Source organism: Capsulimonas sp. (assembly GCF_039929585.1).
In the GTDB taxonomy this organism is placed as follows: domain Bacteria; phylum Armatimonadota; class Armatimonadia; order Armatimonadales; family Capsulimonadaceae; genus Capsulimonas.
On the sequence record NZ_JBDSQY010000131.1, the window covers coordinates 1 to 16,550 of the forward strand.

Genomic DNA, 16,550 nt, shown 5'->3' on the forward strand with positions numbered 1-16,550 from the left:
GGAACTGGGGGCCTTGCTCAAGAAGGCCGATGACAGACTGAGCAACGAGCCGCAAATCTTGAAAGGCTGTATGTCAGAGTTAATGTCTCAGTGAAAGCACGTTATCGGATCGAGAGAAAGTCAATAACTGGGGTTATGGTCAAATTTGTTTATGCGCTCGGCAAGAGCCATATGTTTTGGATTATCATTCCTTAGCCGTTTCGACAGCTTGAAAGCAAGCTCGGAGCTTTCTTTCAATTCTCGATGTTTTTCTTCCCTATGTTTCGAAATTTCTTGCTGAATTTCAGTAATTCGTTCATGAACATTCGATTTAATAAGAGCTTTAGCTTCTTGCTCAAAAACGCTAAATTGCTCTTCAGACAGTAGCAAAGAACGATTAATTAATTGTTCGAGCTTCTTGCACTCTACTTCCGCCTCAGTTAGGCTGTTCCTGTCATAAAGGAATGTAGGCGAATTAGCGAGAGAAGTTATAAACTCACGTCGTAGTGTCAGTTGCTTTTTTAATTTGTTATTCAAATACCTCTTACGGGACTCGAAAACTCTTGTTTTTTGGATTTCCTGTTCTCGATGTTTCAGAATCTCTTGATTAGTCGTGTCAATCCACGCATTTATGCTTGAGGAAAGAAGAATTTTAGCTTCTTGTTCGAAAGCAGGGAATTGCTCCTCGGATAACGAAACTGTACGGGTCACTAATAGTTCAAGCTGTTTATGTTCTATCTCTAAATCGGCAGCCTTGTTCTTATCGTAAGTAAATCTAGGCGAATTGGCAAGAGCCGTTATAAGTTCGGTATGTAGCGCCAACTGCTTTTCTAATTTACTATTCAAATATCTCTTACGGGATTCAAAGACTCTTGTTTTTTGGCGTTTTCGTTCCGCCATTTCTTGTGTTCGTTGCTCAGCAGTCGGAGAGGGTTTCGGGGGGAACTTGGGAAGATGCGCTTCAATAGTCTCCACCGGACCCTTCATTGACAATTTGCCTCGTCGCAGTTCCTCGATCAATTTCTGGTTCTGTATCGCTCTATCGTCCTGCGAGATGACGGACGAAGACACACGTTTGGATGGCGCAGGACGTAGTTTCCAGAATTCCTCCAATGTTGCGGGCGTATCTGCCATGGTTTCCAGCCGTGTGAGGAATTCAGAAAATGAAGGAAGTTCATCTACGCGCATCTCACAGCACGTCATCCATTCAGCGGTCATCCTACGCAACGCTGGAACGCCATACATCGCTCGGAATACTTCGGACTGCCTCGGCGAACAATAATCAGATTTGTTCGCGATAAGATAGTCGCAATCTTTATGAAATTCCCATAATTCCGGAGCCTCAGCGAGAGCGCTGAGTGAAGTATAAATAACAATTGCCGAAAATCGATCCATTGTCTTGTCGAACAACTGCTCGCTTCGCTGCGGGTGCTGGTAGTCGGGAAGACCAAGCTCGTCAGCTTCTCCCTGAGCCATTCCAGGTACATACAGGCTATCATAATCCACCAGCATCATCCGTTCCGGCGCGACGATGATATTGCCATGCTGTAAATCTCCGTGAGCGCAGTCACATGACTCAAGTGTCAGGATGCAGTCATTGAACCAATCTGCGGCGTGTTGGATCTTTTTCGGGTTTGCGATGTTACGCTCAACGAAGACATCAAGGGTTTCGCCCTGCACCCATGGCATTTTGACTACAGGGAAAACACCCTTATCCGTGCGAATTCCTTCCGCGAAATATTCCACGGGAACGAGACAATCCACAGCGAGTTCTCTTCGAAAATTAGCAATCTTGCGGTAATGATCGGAGCGACGCGCAACATCGCTAATGAAGAACTTCACCGCCCAATATTCGTCCGCCTCCGGCGAGCACATCTGGTAAACAGCGCCAAAGCGGCCACAGATCGGTTTAGGCCCGTTAATGCCTTTCCGGGAAACAATCATCCGCTTCATGCCCCCATCCAGCAGGCAATCCGCCGGATGGTTCATCGCAAATGTATATTCATTAATTGCGGGAAAGTTCATGTCTCTTTCTCAACGGATACTCGCAGGGAAATCAGGGTAGTATCGTCATTCTTCAAAATATTCTCACGCCGAAGATGCACGATGAAATCCACAAAATCATCTTGGCTGGTGATTTCGCAGAGAGCTTGCCAGGGCTCACGCCCACGCTCACATTCCGACACATACCAGTGACAAAGTGCGTCGGTCATCAGATAGAACGATGTGTCGCCGCTAGGAAGTTTGATACTTTTACGTCGTCTAACACGTCGAAAGAGACCGATATTACGTTCTGGAAGATGGCAAATGAGATGGGGGAAACGCTCGAAATCCTGAGAGCGCATACTGGGCAACATCCCCGCGCGTCCGGACTGTAAATGCCTCCAAACGATGACGCTATCGCCTATCGAAACGGTGGAAAACCGTTGGCTTTGACAGTCGAAGAACAATCCCGACAGTGTGGCGAACACGCCGCGTGTGAACTTGGCCACGCCATGCCAAGGCAGACTTTCGAAATCGACATGGCTGTAAAGCGCGGCGGTTGCAGGACGCAACCACGAGGCATTGATAGATGTTGTTGGCGATGCAATGAATTGATCGACAAGCGACTGCGCCCACTCCCCGGCAAATATAGAGTTGCTTGCGCCATCCGAAATCGCGAAGGTGCTCCCAGCGCCGCATATGGCATATCGATCCTCGCATTCTGAGGCGGCGCAGTCCACTTTAGGCGTCTGATAGGAGCCAAGAAAATGGACTTGCATTAACGCACCCTTCTGGCCGCCTCGGTGCCGATACTGAGAAAGTGAACCAGCGATGTGAAATCAGCATTGTACATGTAGCCGCGCGAGCCAGCGCCTGCGCGATACCCTAAATCTGCGGCTCGTGATAAAAAGGTAGAAGGAAGCATACTCGACATCCGGAACAGGCGACGCCCAAGATCCGTCGCTGGCGCCTGAGCCTCGCTTACGGGTAATTCGACTTTCCCTTCCGCATTCGAAGCTAGGTGAATGTTGAAGAGTAAGCATTCACCATCCGCAGTTGAGATGCGGCGGATCACATTCGCGATTTGCTCTGGGTCTCCGTCAGAGGCGGCTCCGTCCGTAATGTGAATAATCGACGGAGGGAAGCACTGAGAATGGAGGCCGGCCCACGCCGCAGCCTCGGCGGCGATGTATTCGAGTGCAGCACACATCGGCGTTTTCCCACTCGCTCGTGCATCGATCCACACTGGAAACGGTACTGTGCGCTCGATGATGCCACCCACACCATTGGGGATCTTCATCTGCCGCTCTTCGATTTTAATGAACTCATCTTCAAAATCAGAGATGGGTTTCAATAGCGAAGAACGTGATGACATGTAGCTGAGCAAATCCGAGCATGTTGTTCCACCATAGCCAACCACGCCAACATCAAAGTAATGCCGAACTCCGTCCGCTTTGGAGCACTTCTGCACAAGCTCTGAAATAGTTCGGTTGACTGCATCGGCGACGGCTTCGGCCTTCGTCATCTGCTGCTGCCACGTATTACCCATAGATTTGGACTGATCAATGAGAAACAGCAGGGCGGTGGGAGAACTGCGTGTGATTGTCGCCTGATATTTCGGCGTTTCTGGCTGGGGCGCCGGTTTGGGAGCAGCCCGACTGCGTGCTTTGTTCAGCTTCGCTGAAGCCGTCGGCTTTTCGGGTGTCTCCTCAAACTCCATTTTCGGAGCAATCCGATGCTCTAATTCCGCAATGAGCGAAGTCATGCGACGATCCGGCGGATGGTTGCCGATCCAATATTTCATCAGGCGCCGAATGCGATCCTCCAGATGCTCAAGGTCTGTCCGGTCAACAATAATTTCGCGAGGAGCATCTGGAGGAAGTAAGGAGTGCTCATCAATAACAATGTCGGGAAAGCAGACAGCGTGACCAATATCAATCCATTGATTACCGACACGGTCCGACGACTTGAGCATGCCGAGCAACGCATATTTCGCGCTCCGTAACTGACCGAATGGGTCAATATCATGCACATTACCTTGCCGATCAGTAGAAGTCCACTGCCCGGCGGAGCCGTCAAATCCGATACTGCCACCTTTGACTTCCACGACAAGAATTCCGAATTTGTGGTGCGCGATAATGAAATCGCACTCTCCATCATGGGGGATTGAGTTCTGGCTGTTGTCGATCCACGGAACACTGTAGAATACTGCCCAGTTGTCGTCAAGCTGAGTGATTAATGCGTCGTAAAGCTTAATCTCTGCGGCGCGTTCTCGCGCCTGTCGCACTCGATCAGGGAGTCGATTGGGATATGCTCTTGCCATACCATATATTATACAGCAAACAAACATAAACAAACGATTGAAGTCAGTCGGAGTAAGTTATTTGCACCTTACAGCGTCACTCAAATTGGCTCCCGCATCAATCGATGCGAGAGCCAATTTTGTGCTCCGTCAAATAATTATCGATCCTAAGACCAACTGTTCCAGAGACAGTCGTTTCGCCAACTGAACTCTACTCCGCCTTGATCTTCCCAAACATCCCGTCGGCTTCGCCGTTGGGGCCGGCGGCGAAGTAGAGTGAGGTGGATTCGCCCTGGGCAACGCCGTTGCCGAACTTGAGGTCCCAGATGCCGTCGACGACGAGGGGGTTCTTGTCGTCGCCGCGCAGGTAGTCGATGGCTTTGCGGCTTGCGGGGTCGAAGACGGTCACGACGCCGTTGCCGAAGTTGGAAACGAGCAGTTTGCCGCTGTAAAGGCCGAACCCGGAGTCGGGCGCCTTGACGATACCCCAGGGGGCGTTCAGCAGGTTCTGGTCGTCCCAAGTCGCGATCAGCGCGCCGTCGAGGGTGAACTCGGCCAGCTTGCCCTTGCCAATTCCGTGCAGTTCAACGGCGGGTTCGGACTGCTGAGCGTAGGCGACGAAGATGGAATCGCCGACCGCCTGAACGTTGAACGGCGCGTAGCCGGGGAACGGGTTCGGGAACTTACCGGCGGAAATATCCTGGAACTGGTCGTTCAGGACCGTGACCTGTGGATGCTCGCCGAAGTCCGCGAGGTAAAGGCGGTCGAAGTGAGGCGAGATCGCCATACCGAAGTATCCCGAGCCTTGCGCCGACTTGTCCCAAACGATGACTGAACTGGTCGGGCGGTCGATGCCGCTGTTGGCGGTGTGGGCGCGCTCCGTCCAGGCGGTCACGACGCCGGAGTCCGTCGCAAAGAAGAACTTCGCCGGGCCGTGCAGCGCCGCGCCGCCGGGGAATGGCTGGTCGATCACGAATCCTGTCCCGGAGACGTTGAAGACGGTTCCGGTGGGTGTGCCCATCTCGCCGCCGGGGCCGGGGATCGTCACTTCCTTGAGCGAGTCTTGGTGCAGTGGGTTGCCGGGGGTGTCGCCGATATACTCCAGCGACTTGCCGGTCTTGTTCGCCGTGATCCACCAGTGGCCGCCCGCGCCGGCGGGACGAAGGGAGATCCCCCAGCCGTCCTGAAGATCGGGGTTGACGATCTGCGGTTTGTACTCCGCCTTGTTCGCGATTAGGATCGTTTTGGCGTAGTGGTTCGAGCCGTTCACATGGTCGAGTGCGCTTCCGCCGCCCCCGCAGCCGGCGAGCAGCGCGGCCAGCGGCGTGGCGACAAGAGCGATTTTCTTCAGTTGCTTGTTCATGGGTATTCGTCTCTCTTAATTCAGTTCCTGGCTTACCATCACGCGGAACTGGTCGCCGCCGACGCCCTGTGTCTGGAAGCCGTATGTTCCGACCAAACGTGTGCTTTTCCCAATGTAGCCGCCGACCGAAGGGCCGATAAAGTGCTGCTTCTCCGACCAATTGCCCCAGGCTTCGCCGCCAACCCAGTAGCGATTGCTCTTCTTGTCGGCCAGATATGTCGCTCCGAAGGAGTAGCCCCACTCTGCCGGAGCGCCTTTACGCAGCGGCTGCTCGGTGATCAAATTGAAGACCAGATCAGAGGACTCGTTGGGATCGTACTGGAAAATCAGCTTGCCTTCCACTTCATTGCCTTCGCGCCGCAGCTGCTCGTATTCGAGATAGGCCGAGGTCTGGAGCTTTTTATAGCCATAATCGCCAAAACGATAACGTGTTTCCACTTGAAAGCCACCGTAGCGATAGCCGGAGCCGATACGGATCGGGTCGAAGATCGCGGCGCCGTCGCCGCCACCCGTACCGCCATCATCGGCGTCCACGCTGCCGGTGCTGTCCGGGACGTCCTTGAAGCCGCCGGAGTGGTTGTAGACGATATAGGGCTCAATCATCCAGCGGTCGGTGATCCCGTACTCCACGGACGCCGAATCCTGTAAAAAGTGGCCGCTCTTCGGCTGCGTGTGCTTGATCTCCAGCTCGGCTTCGCCCTTGGTGGGCGTCTGCCAGCCGTAGGTGTAGGCGAAGCGCTCGACATCCGCGTGCGCGGGCGCCGCCGCGCCCAGGGCTGCGGCAGCGAGCAGGGCGCAGGCCCACTGTGACGGCGTTCGCTGACGCCGATTTTCGATTTGCATGTCCTGGTGATCCTTCTTGAACTGCCTGCGTAGGAATTCGATTGACGAATCTTCAGTCTCCGACTAATTCAGTCTCCGACTAATTGTGTCGCCGTTTATTATCCGAAGTTTTTGCCCGCTTGTCAAGCACCTACAACATATTCTCCATATCGGATTTGGAAGCCATGAAGGGAATCGAACACATCGCGCGGAATCAGCGGGAATGACCGCTGCACGCACTTCTGATTACTCCCTCATTCAGCGCGCTTCTCCGTTTGGCCCCACGGAGCCGAAGCAAAAGATACTCCTGCGCTTCGAGCAGATCCATCCGATCGTCCGCATCGCTCATCTCCACGATACGACGCTGACAATCCCGGAGCGAATTATTTACGATCATGAGCTTGTGCTCGTGGCGCGCGGCGCCATGTCGCTCACGATGAATGGGCAGGCGCGTCTCGCCGAGCCGGGAACGCTGCTGCTCATCCCTCCCTTTACGCCGCATTCGTTCCACACGCCAACCGGAATAACAAACGCACACTTCGCCGTTCATTTCGATTTCAGCCCAGACGCACGTCCGTCCGTCGATCGGCCGGATGGACGCGAGCCGTATGAGATCGTCTGGCCGGGCGGCGCCCAGCCGCCCACATTCACGGCGCTGGCGCCGGGGCATTGGGTCGAGCAGACATTACGGGAGATTGTGGACAGACACGCCGATGAGGACGATCCCCTCAGCGCCATTGAAACGAGCTGCCGCCTGGCGCGGGTACTGACCCAATTGCTGCGCTGGGGAGCGAGGGCGGAAGCGGGAGACGCCCTGGGCGTCGCGGGGCGTGTCAACCACGAGCGAGTGGCGCGGGTGCTCGCGCATATCGCCGCGAACCTTGGGGATCCGCTCACACTGGAGGAGCTGGCGCGGGTCGCCGATGTCAGCCGCAGCCGGCTCGTGACCCTGTTCCGGGAGGCGACCGGCGAATCGCCGCAGCAATACATCCAGGGGAAGCGCATCGCCGAGGCGCGTCGGCTGCTGGCCGATCCCAGTTTGCAGATCAAGCAGATCGCAGCGATGACGGGGTTCGAAGACCGGTTCTACTTCAGCAAAGTCTTTCGGCGCGTCGACGGGCTGACTCCTACCCAGTTTCGCGCCGCCGTCTTATTTGGCCGGTCTCACTCCCCCGAAGACGAATTTTCGTCATAACAACAAATTGGACTTTTTTCCATTGAAGCTCCCAGCCCCATAAGGTTAGAATAAACGCATCCTCTCAAGGAGCAGGAGAGTTGAAATGCAAAACAAACCCCACCATCTTCGGATCAATTCTACGCCGGTCTATTTTCGCGCGATAAAACTGCTCACTCTGGCCGCCCTTTTCCAGTCTCTTTTTGCTCCCACTCTTGTGTTGGCGGCGGAGAAGACTCACGCCAAGGCGGCTTCAGAAAACCTGAATACGGGATTCGCCGCGCCGCCCGATAGCGCCAAGCCGCGTGTGTATTGGTGGTGGCTTTTCAACCGCGTGGACAAGGCGGGCATCACCCGTGACCTCGAACAGTTCAAAGCCAAAGGGATCAGCGGCGTCAACATGATCTGCACCGGCGGGTATGCCGGCGCCGCGCCTCTGCCCGGCGTGAAGTATCAGAGCCCCGAGTGGTGGGATCTCTTCCGTTACGCGGTCAAAGAGGCCAAGCGACTCAATATTGAGTTCGGCTTCAACCTCTCCGCCGGCGGCTGGACGATGGAGGCGCCCTGGGTCACCCCCGACAACGCCATGAAAAAAGTCGTGCAGGCAAGCCTGAACATTGAAGGCCCGGAAAAGTTCTCGGATAAACTCCCGCAACCCGAAATCGTGGACGGTTATTATCACGACTACTGCGTGCAGGCGATCCCGCGCAAAAGCGGCCCGATCAACCCTGGAGATATCATCGACCTGACCGGAAAATTTCAGCCGGACGGCCGGCTGGACTGGGACGCGCCCGCAGGACAGTGGACGATTCTCAGAACCGGCTACACGCTGACCGGCGGCGGGGAGTGGCATGCCTATCCCGGCGGCGACACATTCGATGGCGGCGGGGGCTATCAGATCGACTACCTCAACCCCGCCGCGTTCGACAGCCATTTCGAACACCTTGGCGATCCGATCCTCAAAGCAGTTCACCAGGCCGGCGGCCGGCTTGACTATTTCTGGTCCGATAGCTGGGAATGCGGCAAGCTGACCTGGACCCAGGATTTCCCAAACCAATTCCGTAAGTATCGCGGCTACGATCTCAAGCCCTACTTAGCGGCGCTGCCAGGCGCGATCAGTTACTATGACTACACGGCCACGTTCACCGCGACGGCCTCAACGCAAGCCCTGTCCTTCGCGGGGACTAATCTGCCCGGCGGCGATAATACCGTCTTCATTGATAATGTGCAAATCCAATCGAACGGTACGCCGATGGTTGGATCGGATTTTGGCTTTGAGACACCCAGCATCGGCTCCGGCAATTATCAATATGCTCCCACCGGGGGGGCGTGGACCTTTGGCGGCTCGTCTGGAAACGGCTCGGGCATCGTCGCTAACGGCAGCGGTTTTGGCAATCCCAGTGCGCCACAGGGCGGTCAGGCGGCGTTTGTCCAGGGTCTTGGAAAGATGTCTCAGTCCATCTCAGGGTTAACGCCAGGGAAGACATACACCATCACGTTCTCTGCGGGGCAGCGGCCTGGGAACGCGCAGACGTGGGACGTCGCGATCGACGGCGCCGTGATTGCGAACTGCAAGCCAATGACGGGCATGACCATCGTCAGCGACGATGTGACCAGCCGCTTCCGCGCCGACTTCGACCGGACCATTCAAGACTGCATTGCGGATAACTGCTATGGCCATTTCGCCGATGTCTGCCATCAGAACGGCCTGACGATGGGCAGTGAAGCGGGGGGGCCTAATAACATTCCGCCTCAGGACGCGCTGAAGAACCTGGGACGCTGCGACTTCCCCGCCGGCGAGTTCTGGGTGAACGGTCACTACAATGCCCCCAATGGTTACAACTGGGATCGATGGCTGCGGCTCAATCTCAAACAAACCGCCTCGGCCGCGCACGTGTATGGCCGGCGTCAAGCCGAAGCCGAATCGTTCACGCAGCAGGAGCCCGACCGCACCCACTGGTCGCTCGGCCCGGCCGAACTGAAGCCCTACGCCAACGACGCGTTCTGCGAGGGTATCAATCGCATCATGCTGCATCAGGCGACATGCCAGCCGCCGTCGGACGGCAAACCTGGCTATGAATTCTGCGCCGGCCAGCATTGGAATCCCAACAGCACGTGGTGGGAGCAATCACCGGCCTTCTTCAATTACCTGTCGCGCTGCTCCTATATGCTCCAGCGGGGGAACTTCGTGGGCGACGTTTGCTTCTACCTGGGCGAAGAGCCGCCGAGCCTGGCGCCCCCCAAATATGTCGTTCCCGACCTTGGCTCCGGCTACGATTGCGATTATAGCAACGCGGAAGTGCTGCTTAAGAGGATGTCAGTCAAGAATGGCCGGATCGTGCTGCCGGACGGCATGAGTTATCGACTTTTGGTTCTGCAAAACTGCATTTCACCCTTGCCGGATATCGCCAGACAAGTGGGCGCATACCAGAGCCTGGCGGTTCCTACGACGCCGTCCAAGGCGATGTCCGTCGAAGTCATCCAAAAACTGCGGCAGCTGGTTCTGGGCGGAGCAACCATCGTCGGCGCGCCTCCCGAAAAAGCCGCCGGCCTTAAGAACTACCCCAACTGCGATGAAGAAGTGCGAAAGATCGCCGCCGAACTCTGGGGCGATCTAGACGGCAAGACCCGGACCGAGCGCCGATTCGGCAAAGGACGCGTCATCTGGGGCAAGTCAGCGAGAGAGATTCTTCTCGCCGATGGCGTCCAGCCCGACTGTACCTTCACCGGCCAGACCGAGCGCCCGGACGATCTCGACTACATTCATCGTACAGCTGGCAATTCTGAGATCTACTTCGTCATCAACCGCACAAACCAGCCAACCACACGAGACTTCACCTTCCGTGTCGCCGGCAAACAGCCCGAGATCTTTGATCCCGTCAGCGGCGTCACCCGTCCCGCAGGCGCCTTTCGGCAGGCGAACGGCTGCACGACGCTTCCATTAGAATTCGACCGATTCGGCTCTTATTTCGTGGTGTTTCGCAAGCCGATCGCCAAGAACTCTTTGGGGAAATCCGAACGAAATTTCCCAAAGCTCGTAAAACTGCAAAATCTTGCCGCCCCTTGGAATGTCGGGTTCGATCCCGCCTGGGCTGGCCCCGCCCATGCCGCGTTTCCCGAGCTGGTCAGCTGGACCCATCGCCCCGAAGAGGGGATCAAATTCTATTCGGGCAAGGCCACGTATCATCAAACATTCGATCTGAGTGAAGCGCTAAACAACAAAAAACGAATGTTTCTCGATCTGGGCGATGTTCGAAATGTCGCCGTCGTGCGACTCAACGGCAAGAAACTCGGTATCCTATGGTGCTTCCCCTGGCGCGTGGAGATCACCGGCGCCGTGCGGGCCAAAGGCAACGTGCTGGAAGTCGACGTGATCGATCTCTGGGCGAACCGCGTCATCGGCGATCTGAACAAGCCCAAAGAGCAGCGCGTCACCAAAACACATGACGCGTTCCGCTTCGATATGATCACCAAAAACACGCCGCCGCTCGACGCGGGCTTGCTGGGTCCGGTTTCGGTGCTCAAAGAGCAGAGCCTCGATTTGGGAGGGACCCAATAGCCGAAGGGATGAAATGTCTAGCCATAGCAATTCAAATTCCGCGAGCGAAGGCTCGGCAGCTTACGGGATGACCGAACCGAAGCGCAGGATACTCCTGCGCTTCGATCAGGTCCATCCCGTCATTCGCATCGCCCATTTCCAAAATGTCACGTGGACGATCTCCAACCGGATCATTTACGATTTCGAGATTATACTGGTCACGCGCGGCGCAGTGCTGTTCAACATTGAAGGCCAAACGCGCCGCGCTGAAGCGGGAGCGCTGATTTTCATTCCTCCATTTACGCCGCACGCGCTCCAAACGCCGGACGCCGCTCCGTACGCCCATTTCGCCGTCCACTTCGACTTCTGCCCGGACATCCCGCCCGCCTCTGAGCAAGCAGAGGGACGTGAGCCTTACGAGATCGTCTGGCCGGGAGGGACGCAGGCGCCCTCTCTCACCACACTCGCGCCGGGACACTGGATCGAACAGGCCCTGCGGGAAATCGCGGAGTGGCGCGCCAATGAGGGAGATCCCCTGAGCGACCTTGAGGCAAGCTGTCGGCTGGCGCGAGTGCTGGCCCAATTGCTGCGCTGGGGAGCGGGCGTGGAAACTCGCAAGACGTCAGGAGCCGGCGCGCGCATCAGCCACGAACGCATGGCGCGGGTGCTCGCGCACATCGCCGAGAACCTTGGAGATCCGCTGACGCTGAAGGAGCTGGCGCAGGTCGCCAATGTCGGCCGCAGCCGCTTCATGACGCTGTTCCAGGAAGCCACGGGGGGATCGCCGCATCAGTATATCCAGGGGAAACGCATCGCCGAGGCGCGCCGGCTGCTGGCCGATCCCAGTTTGCAGATTAAGCAGATCGCGGCGATGACGGGGTTCGAAGACCGGTTCTACTTCAGCAAAGTCTTTCGGCGCGTCGACGGGTTGACTCCTACCCAGTTTCGCGCCGCCGTCTTATTTGGTCGGTCTCACTCCCCAGAAGACGAATCCGTTCGGTAACAACCGATTGGCCGATTTTCCATTGATGGCTCCAGTTCCATGCGTTAGAATGAATGTATCCTCTCAAAGGAACAGGAGTATGGATATGCTGACCCGGGATCAAGAAGAACAGTTTCATCGGGATGGGTTTGTGCTGGGCGGACAGGTGCTGGATGACGACGGCGTTGAGGAGCTGCGCGCGGAGATGCACCGCGTCATCGATGCGCGCGACGACGAGACCATTCCCCAGCCCGTGATGCTCTCAAATATGGGCAAGGCCGAAGCGCCTGTTTGGCAGATCGTAAACATCTCCGACGCCAGCGCGCCGTTCGCGAATCTCGTGCGGCATCCGGAAATCGCCAAAACCATCGCGGCGCTTACCGGCGCCGCCGAAGTGCGCCTCTGGCACGACCAGATCCAGTTCAAGCCCGCCAGCACCGGCGGCGTCAACATGTGGCACCAGGACGCGCCCTACTGGCCGTCCATCACTCCCATGACCCAGGTGACGGCGTGGATCGCCCTGGACGATGTGGACCTCGACAACGGCTGCATGAGCATGATCCCCGGCTCACACCTCTGGGGCAACCAAATCGCTTTCCTGCACACCATCAAAGCATTCGACGAGATGCCCGCCACGTTCAACGGCCACGATCTGGAAGTCCGCGTCTGCCCGGTCAAGAAGGGCCATGTCCACTTCCACCATGCTCTTACCTGGCACGGCTCGTCCGCGAACACCAGCGGCCGCCCCCGACGCGCGATCGCCCTGCACTACATGGGGGATGACACGCGCTTCGTCGCCGCCGGCAATCATCTCATGAAGAAATTCATCAGCGTGCCCGACGGCGAGATCATCACCGGGGATCGATTCGCCCGCGTCTGGCCACTCTAAAGAACCCCAAGAGAGATGTTAATTATGCGACGTCACACAACCGTTGGAATAAGTATCGCGCTTTGCGCTCTGGCTCCGCTCGGAGTCCTTGCAAAACCCGCCAGCACAAAAAAGACAGCAGGCGCGCGAAACGTTTCTTCCACGCTGATCAATTTTAACGCCAGCGGACTTCAAACGACCCGCTTCGACTCTGTTGCCGCGGCAATTGACGCACATGATGGGAAAATCGCCTACTTTGATGGGATTTTCTATCTGTATGGGACTTCTTACGATTGTGGATATGAGTGGGGAAATAAATCGGCGCCCTTTTGCGGGTTTAAAGTCTATACGTCTGTCGATCTCGTCAACTGGACAGACAAGGGTTTTTTGTTCGACGCCAGAACCCCTCTTTGGCAGACACGCTGTAACGGCGCCACCTATGGCTGCTATCGCCCTCATGTGATTTTTAACAAAAAAACTAAGCAATACGTCTTGTGGATCAATGTCTACGACAACAGTGTCGGATACCGTGTCTTCACCAGCAAAACCCCGGTCGGCCCGTTTTTAGAAACGGCGGAGCCAACACTTGCGGTCAATCATGGCGCACCCGTCGCGGGCTTGAACAATGGAGATCACGATACTTTCGTGGATGATGATGGGACAGCTTATCTTGCCTACACCGATTGGAGGACAGGCGGTTCTATCGCGATTGAAAAGCTGAATGCGGATTATACGTCCGGGACCGGGCAGCATGTGAAAAATGTCACTCCGGGCCAGACCGAAGCGCCGGCGCTTTTGAAGCATAACGGCAAATATTACGTTCTCTATTCCGACCCAAACTGTGGATACTGCTCCGGCACGGGAACGTCGTATCGTACCGCTCCAAACCCTTTGGGACCCTGGTCAGACGGCGTGAGAATCAGCGACGATTCCGGCGGCGGCCAGCCTTCCTTTGTTTCCACGATTAAACTGAACACAAAGGTAATCTTCCTCTACGGAAGCGATCTCTGGAATAACGCCGCCAAGAACGAAGCGCTCGCCAATTTTTACTGGGCGCCGCTGACTTTTTCCGCCAACGGGTCCATCAATCGTATTGAACGTCAGAATAAGGTCAGTGTCGCCATCCGGCCGGAGACAGCTCCAAAAGCCTCCCCACCCGATCTGGACAACACTTCCGGAGTGAATGGCTTTACAAATTATTGCGACATCGGCGGCAATATCCAGCGTGCGCAGTCATTCGTGGCCACCCGCACCGGTATTTTAAATGCAGTTTCGTTCTCCACATTTAAAAAAGGTTATCCGGACGCCGGACTGACCATGGAAATTTACAAGGCCGACAGCGATTTCAAGCCTGTCGGCGGCGCGCTCAGCTCAATATTGATATTGCCGGAAGCCATCGGATGGTCTCCCAAATATACGACCATCCATCCTAATCTCTCAGTAAAATCAGGCGTTCGCTATGCAATCGTCGTAAAGTCTGCTTCTACCGGCGGTCGTTATGGCTGTGAATACAATGACTCCGCTCCCTATCCTGGAGGCGGCGCAACTTATAGCAGTAATGGCGGCGGCTCGTTCTCCGTCGAACAAAACCGGTCTCTTATGTTTCGAACCTTGATTCATAAGTGACGTGAACAGAGGCCGACCGCGCTTCCGCTAGGGCAGCAAGCCAAACTGCAACTGCCCCTCCACCGTCACCAGCTCCAGCCCCCTCATCACGCCCTTGTGCGATTTCTCCACAAGCTCGCTGGCGGGAGCGCTGGCCACGGGAGGAGTGACGGCGTGCGCCGCCGCGATCGCCGCCTGCCGCCGCTCCGCCGCCTTACGCTCGCGGATTTCCAGCGCCGCCTGATCCTCCGGTCCCCAGACGATCTTTGCATTCAGGTAACGCCTGCGCGCATTCCCACCCTTGCCGGCGCTCCGCGCCCAGGGGTGTACGCTCCGCTTCTCCGCCATTTGGCGGGAAGTGGAATAATTGTGAACGATCGCGCCGCCCGCAGCAATCAGGCAGCAAAGAACCGCGAAAACAAGAGCAACCCTGGGTTTCAATTTGTCATCTCCATGTTCAGCACTGATCGTTAAGACACGGATCCGCGAATTAAGTTGCATCCGCGAGAATCCTTGATTTCGATCCTCACCGCCCACCGAAACTTCATCGATACGAAACCAGCTTTAATAGTTTTTTCGTATCCAAATGACGTTTCGCACATAATCGCCGGAATCCGCCATGACAAACACATCGCCATCGTCGAATTTGTACATGAACCCTTGATTTCCATCCTCGCCTTTGGTCATCATCGAACCGGCGGAGCCAAATCGAGAATTGACCGACCGCATGCTGTCGCCCACATGAATGGCTCCCACCATCTGAGCGCCGCTCAGTCGCACTGGGAACACATTCTCAGGAGCGCTCACCGGGACGGGACGTATGACGGCAGCGGGCGGAGCGGGACGCGGCCAAAGATCGTGGATCGCCATACCGACAAACGTGAGAAGAAATGCCGCGCCCCCAAGTCCCCAGAGGAGCATAGGCGAAATATTCCGCCGTCTCGGAGGTCCACCCACCGGCGGCCGCCCCGTTCTGGGATCGTTTCCGCAATTGGCGCACGCGCGCATGGAAACGTGGATCATCCTCCCACAGGTCGGACAGGGAGCAGTTTGAGATTCGTATATCATAAGCTTACATCTCATATGACACACCGCCGCGTAATAAGTTGCAGGGTCTGTTCAGTCGTTCATCGCAAATCGTTTCATCATTACTCTCTGCTCCCGGTGTATAATCTCATTAATCAGTCACCCGAAAACCCCGCGTGGAGGTAAAACCATGATCAATATTCAGGCACATGGGCATATTGACGAACACGGCATGCTTCGAATTCAAACGCCGACGGCTTTGCGTGATGTGGAGGTTGAGATCCTCATCGTGCTCCAGCCCATTTCCGATAGTTCCCAGAATACAGGTTCAGGCTGGCCGGAAGGGTTCCTGGACTCAACCTACGGGTCGCTCGCGGATGAGCCAATTGAACGACTACCCCAAGGCAAAGCAGAAACACGTGAGGCAATGCAGTTTGGTGAGAAACTCCAGTGAAATACTTACTGGATACGAACACTTGCATTTATTATTTGAACGGTCGCTCTACCGCCATTCGAGATCATTTCCACAGACAGCAGCCTGCCGATATTGCTGTGTGCTCGGTGGTTATCGCGGAGATGTTTGCCGGAGCCATGAAGAGCAATTTTCCTGAGAGATCTTTAGCCAAACAACGCGCGTTTCTCTCTCATTTCGCTTCTTATCCGTTCGATGACGAGGCGGCGCTTCACTATGGCCAAATTCGTGCCGGCCTTGAATTGGCTGGGAGCCTTATTGGCCCTTACGATCTGCAAATAGCAGCGATCGCCGTCTCTCATAATCTTATCCTGGTTACAAGCAACATTCGCGAATTCTCTCGTGTACCCACTCTGCAAATTGAGGACTGGACACGCCCCTAGTACGATAAGGAGCGATGTTTCCGTAAATCCTTGCGCCTAAGAGAGTAGTAAGT

Annotated in this window: 14 protein-coding genes; 7 read left to right on the top strand and 7 right to left on the bottom strand. The window is 55.9% G+C overall.

The window, feature by feature from the left end; genetic code table 11:
* Positions 1–120: 120 nt before the first annotated feature.
* The 5 genes from ABIZ35_RS08870 to ABIZ35_RS08890 all read right to left on the bottom strand — a co-directional run bounded on the left by ABIZ35_RS08870 (position 121) and on the right by ABIZ35_RS08890 (position 6,470).
* Positions 121–2,004, bottom strand: a complete 1,884-nt coding sequence (locus tag ABIZ35_RS08870) for a hypothetical protein (protein ID WP_348219530.1) — start codon at positions 2,002–2,004, stop codon at positions 121–123.
* A complete protein-coding gene (locus ABIZ35_RS08875) occupies positions 2,001–2,741 on the bottom strand; it encodes a hypothetical protein (protein WP_348219531.1) in 741 nt (246 codons plus the stop codon). The genes ABIZ35_RS08870 and ABIZ35_RS08875 overlap by 4 nt, the downstream gene beginning before the upstream one ends.
* Positions 2,741–4,285, bottom strand: a complete 1,545-nt coding sequence (locus ABIZ35_RS08880; protein WP_348219532.1) for an NERD domain-containing protein — start codon at positions 4,283–4,285, stop codon at positions 2,741–2,743. The genes ABIZ35_RS08875 and ABIZ35_RS08880 overlap by 1 nt, the downstream gene beginning before the upstream one ends.
* 190 nt (positions 4,286–4,475) lie before the next feature.
* On the bottom strand, positions 4,476–5,627 hold the full coding sequence (locus tag ABIZ35_RS08885) for a TIGR03118 family protein (RefSeq protein ID WP_348219533.1): 1,152 nt from the start codon (positions 5,625–5,627) through the stop codon (positions 4,476–4,478).
* 15 nt (positions 5,628–5,642) lie between these two features.
* On the bottom strand, positions 5,643–6,470 hold the full coding sequence (locus ABIZ35_RS08890) for a hypothetical protein (protein ID WP_348219534.1): 828 nt from the start codon (positions 6,468–6,470) through the stop codon (positions 5,643–5,645).
* Between the two features lie 202 nt (positions 6,471–6,672).
* On the opposite strand from ABIZ35_RS08890, the gene ABIZ35_RS08895 reads away from it, so the two are divergent.
* The 5 genes from ABIZ35_RS08895 to ABIZ35_RS08915 all read left to right on the top strand — a co-directional run bounded on the left by ABIZ35_RS08895 (position 6,673) and on the right by ABIZ35_RS08915 (position 14,637).
* Positions 6,673–7,644, top strand: coding sequence for an AraC family transcriptional regulator (locus tag ABIZ35_RS08895; RefSeq protein ID WP_348219535.1), 972 nt, complete (start codon positions 6,673–6,675; stop codon positions 7,642–7,644).
* Between the two features lie 85 nt (positions 7,645–7,729).
* Positions 7,730–11,182, top strand: coding sequence for a glycosyl hydrolase (locus ABIZ35_RS08900; RefSeq protein ID WP_348219536.1), 3,453 nt, complete (start codon positions 7,730–7,732; stop codon positions 11,180–11,182).
* Between the two features lie 67 nt (positions 11,183–11,249).
* Entirely contained in the window at positions 11,250–12,164 is a 915-nt protein-coding gene (locus tag ABIZ35_RS08905; protein WP_348219537.1) for an AraC family transcriptional regulator, read from the top strand.
* Between the two features lie 79 nt (positions 12,165–12,243).
* Entirely contained in the window at positions 12,244–13,032 is a 789-nt protein-coding gene (locus ABIZ35_RS08910) for a phytanoyl-CoA dioxygenase family protein (RefSeq protein ID WP_348219538.1), read from the top strand.
* 24 nt (positions 13,033–13,056) lie between these two features.
* Positions 13,057–14,637 (top strand): family 43 glycosylhydrolase, encoded by a 1,581-nt coding sequence (locus ABIZ35_RS08915; protein WP_348219539.1) that lies wholly within the window; start codon positions 13,057–13,059, stop codon positions 14,635–14,637.
* Between the two features lie 27 nt (positions 14,638–14,664).
* Here ABIZ35_RS08915 and ABIZ35_RS08920 read toward each other — a convergent pair whose 3' ends face one another.
* Both ABIZ35_RS08920 and ABIZ35_RS08925 read right to left on the bottom strand, forming a co-directional pair.
* A complete protein-coding gene (locus ABIZ35_RS08920) occupies positions 14,665–15,057 on the bottom strand; it encodes a hypothetical protein (RefSeq protein ID WP_348219540.1) in 393 nt (130 codons plus the stop codon).
* A gap of 123 nt (positions 15,058–15,180) precedes the next feature.
* On the bottom strand, positions 15,181–15,537 hold the full coding sequence (locus ABIZ35_RS08925; RefSeq protein WP_348219541.1) for a hypothetical protein: 357 nt from the start codon (positions 15,535–15,537) through the stop codon (positions 15,181–15,183).
* 295 nt (positions 15,538–15,832) lie between these two features.
* Here ABIZ35_RS08925 and ABIZ35_RS08930 point away from each other — a divergent pair, with 295 nt between their 5' ends.
* Both ABIZ35_RS08930 and ABIZ35_RS08935 read left to right on the top strand, forming a co-directional pair.
* Entirely contained in the window at positions 15,833–16,096 is a 264-nt protein-coding gene (locus tag ABIZ35_RS08930; RefSeq protein ID WP_348219542.1) for a hypothetical protein, read from the top strand.
* Positions 16,093–16,497 (top strand): type II toxin-antitoxin system VapC family toxin, encoded by a 405-nt coding sequence (locus tag ABIZ35_RS08935; protein WP_348219543.1) that lies wholly within the window; start codon positions 16,093–16,095, stop codon positions 16,495–16,497. The genes ABIZ35_RS08930 and ABIZ35_RS08935 overlap by 4 nt, the downstream gene beginning before the upstream one ends.
* Positions 16,498–16,550 lie beyond the last annotated feature (53 nt).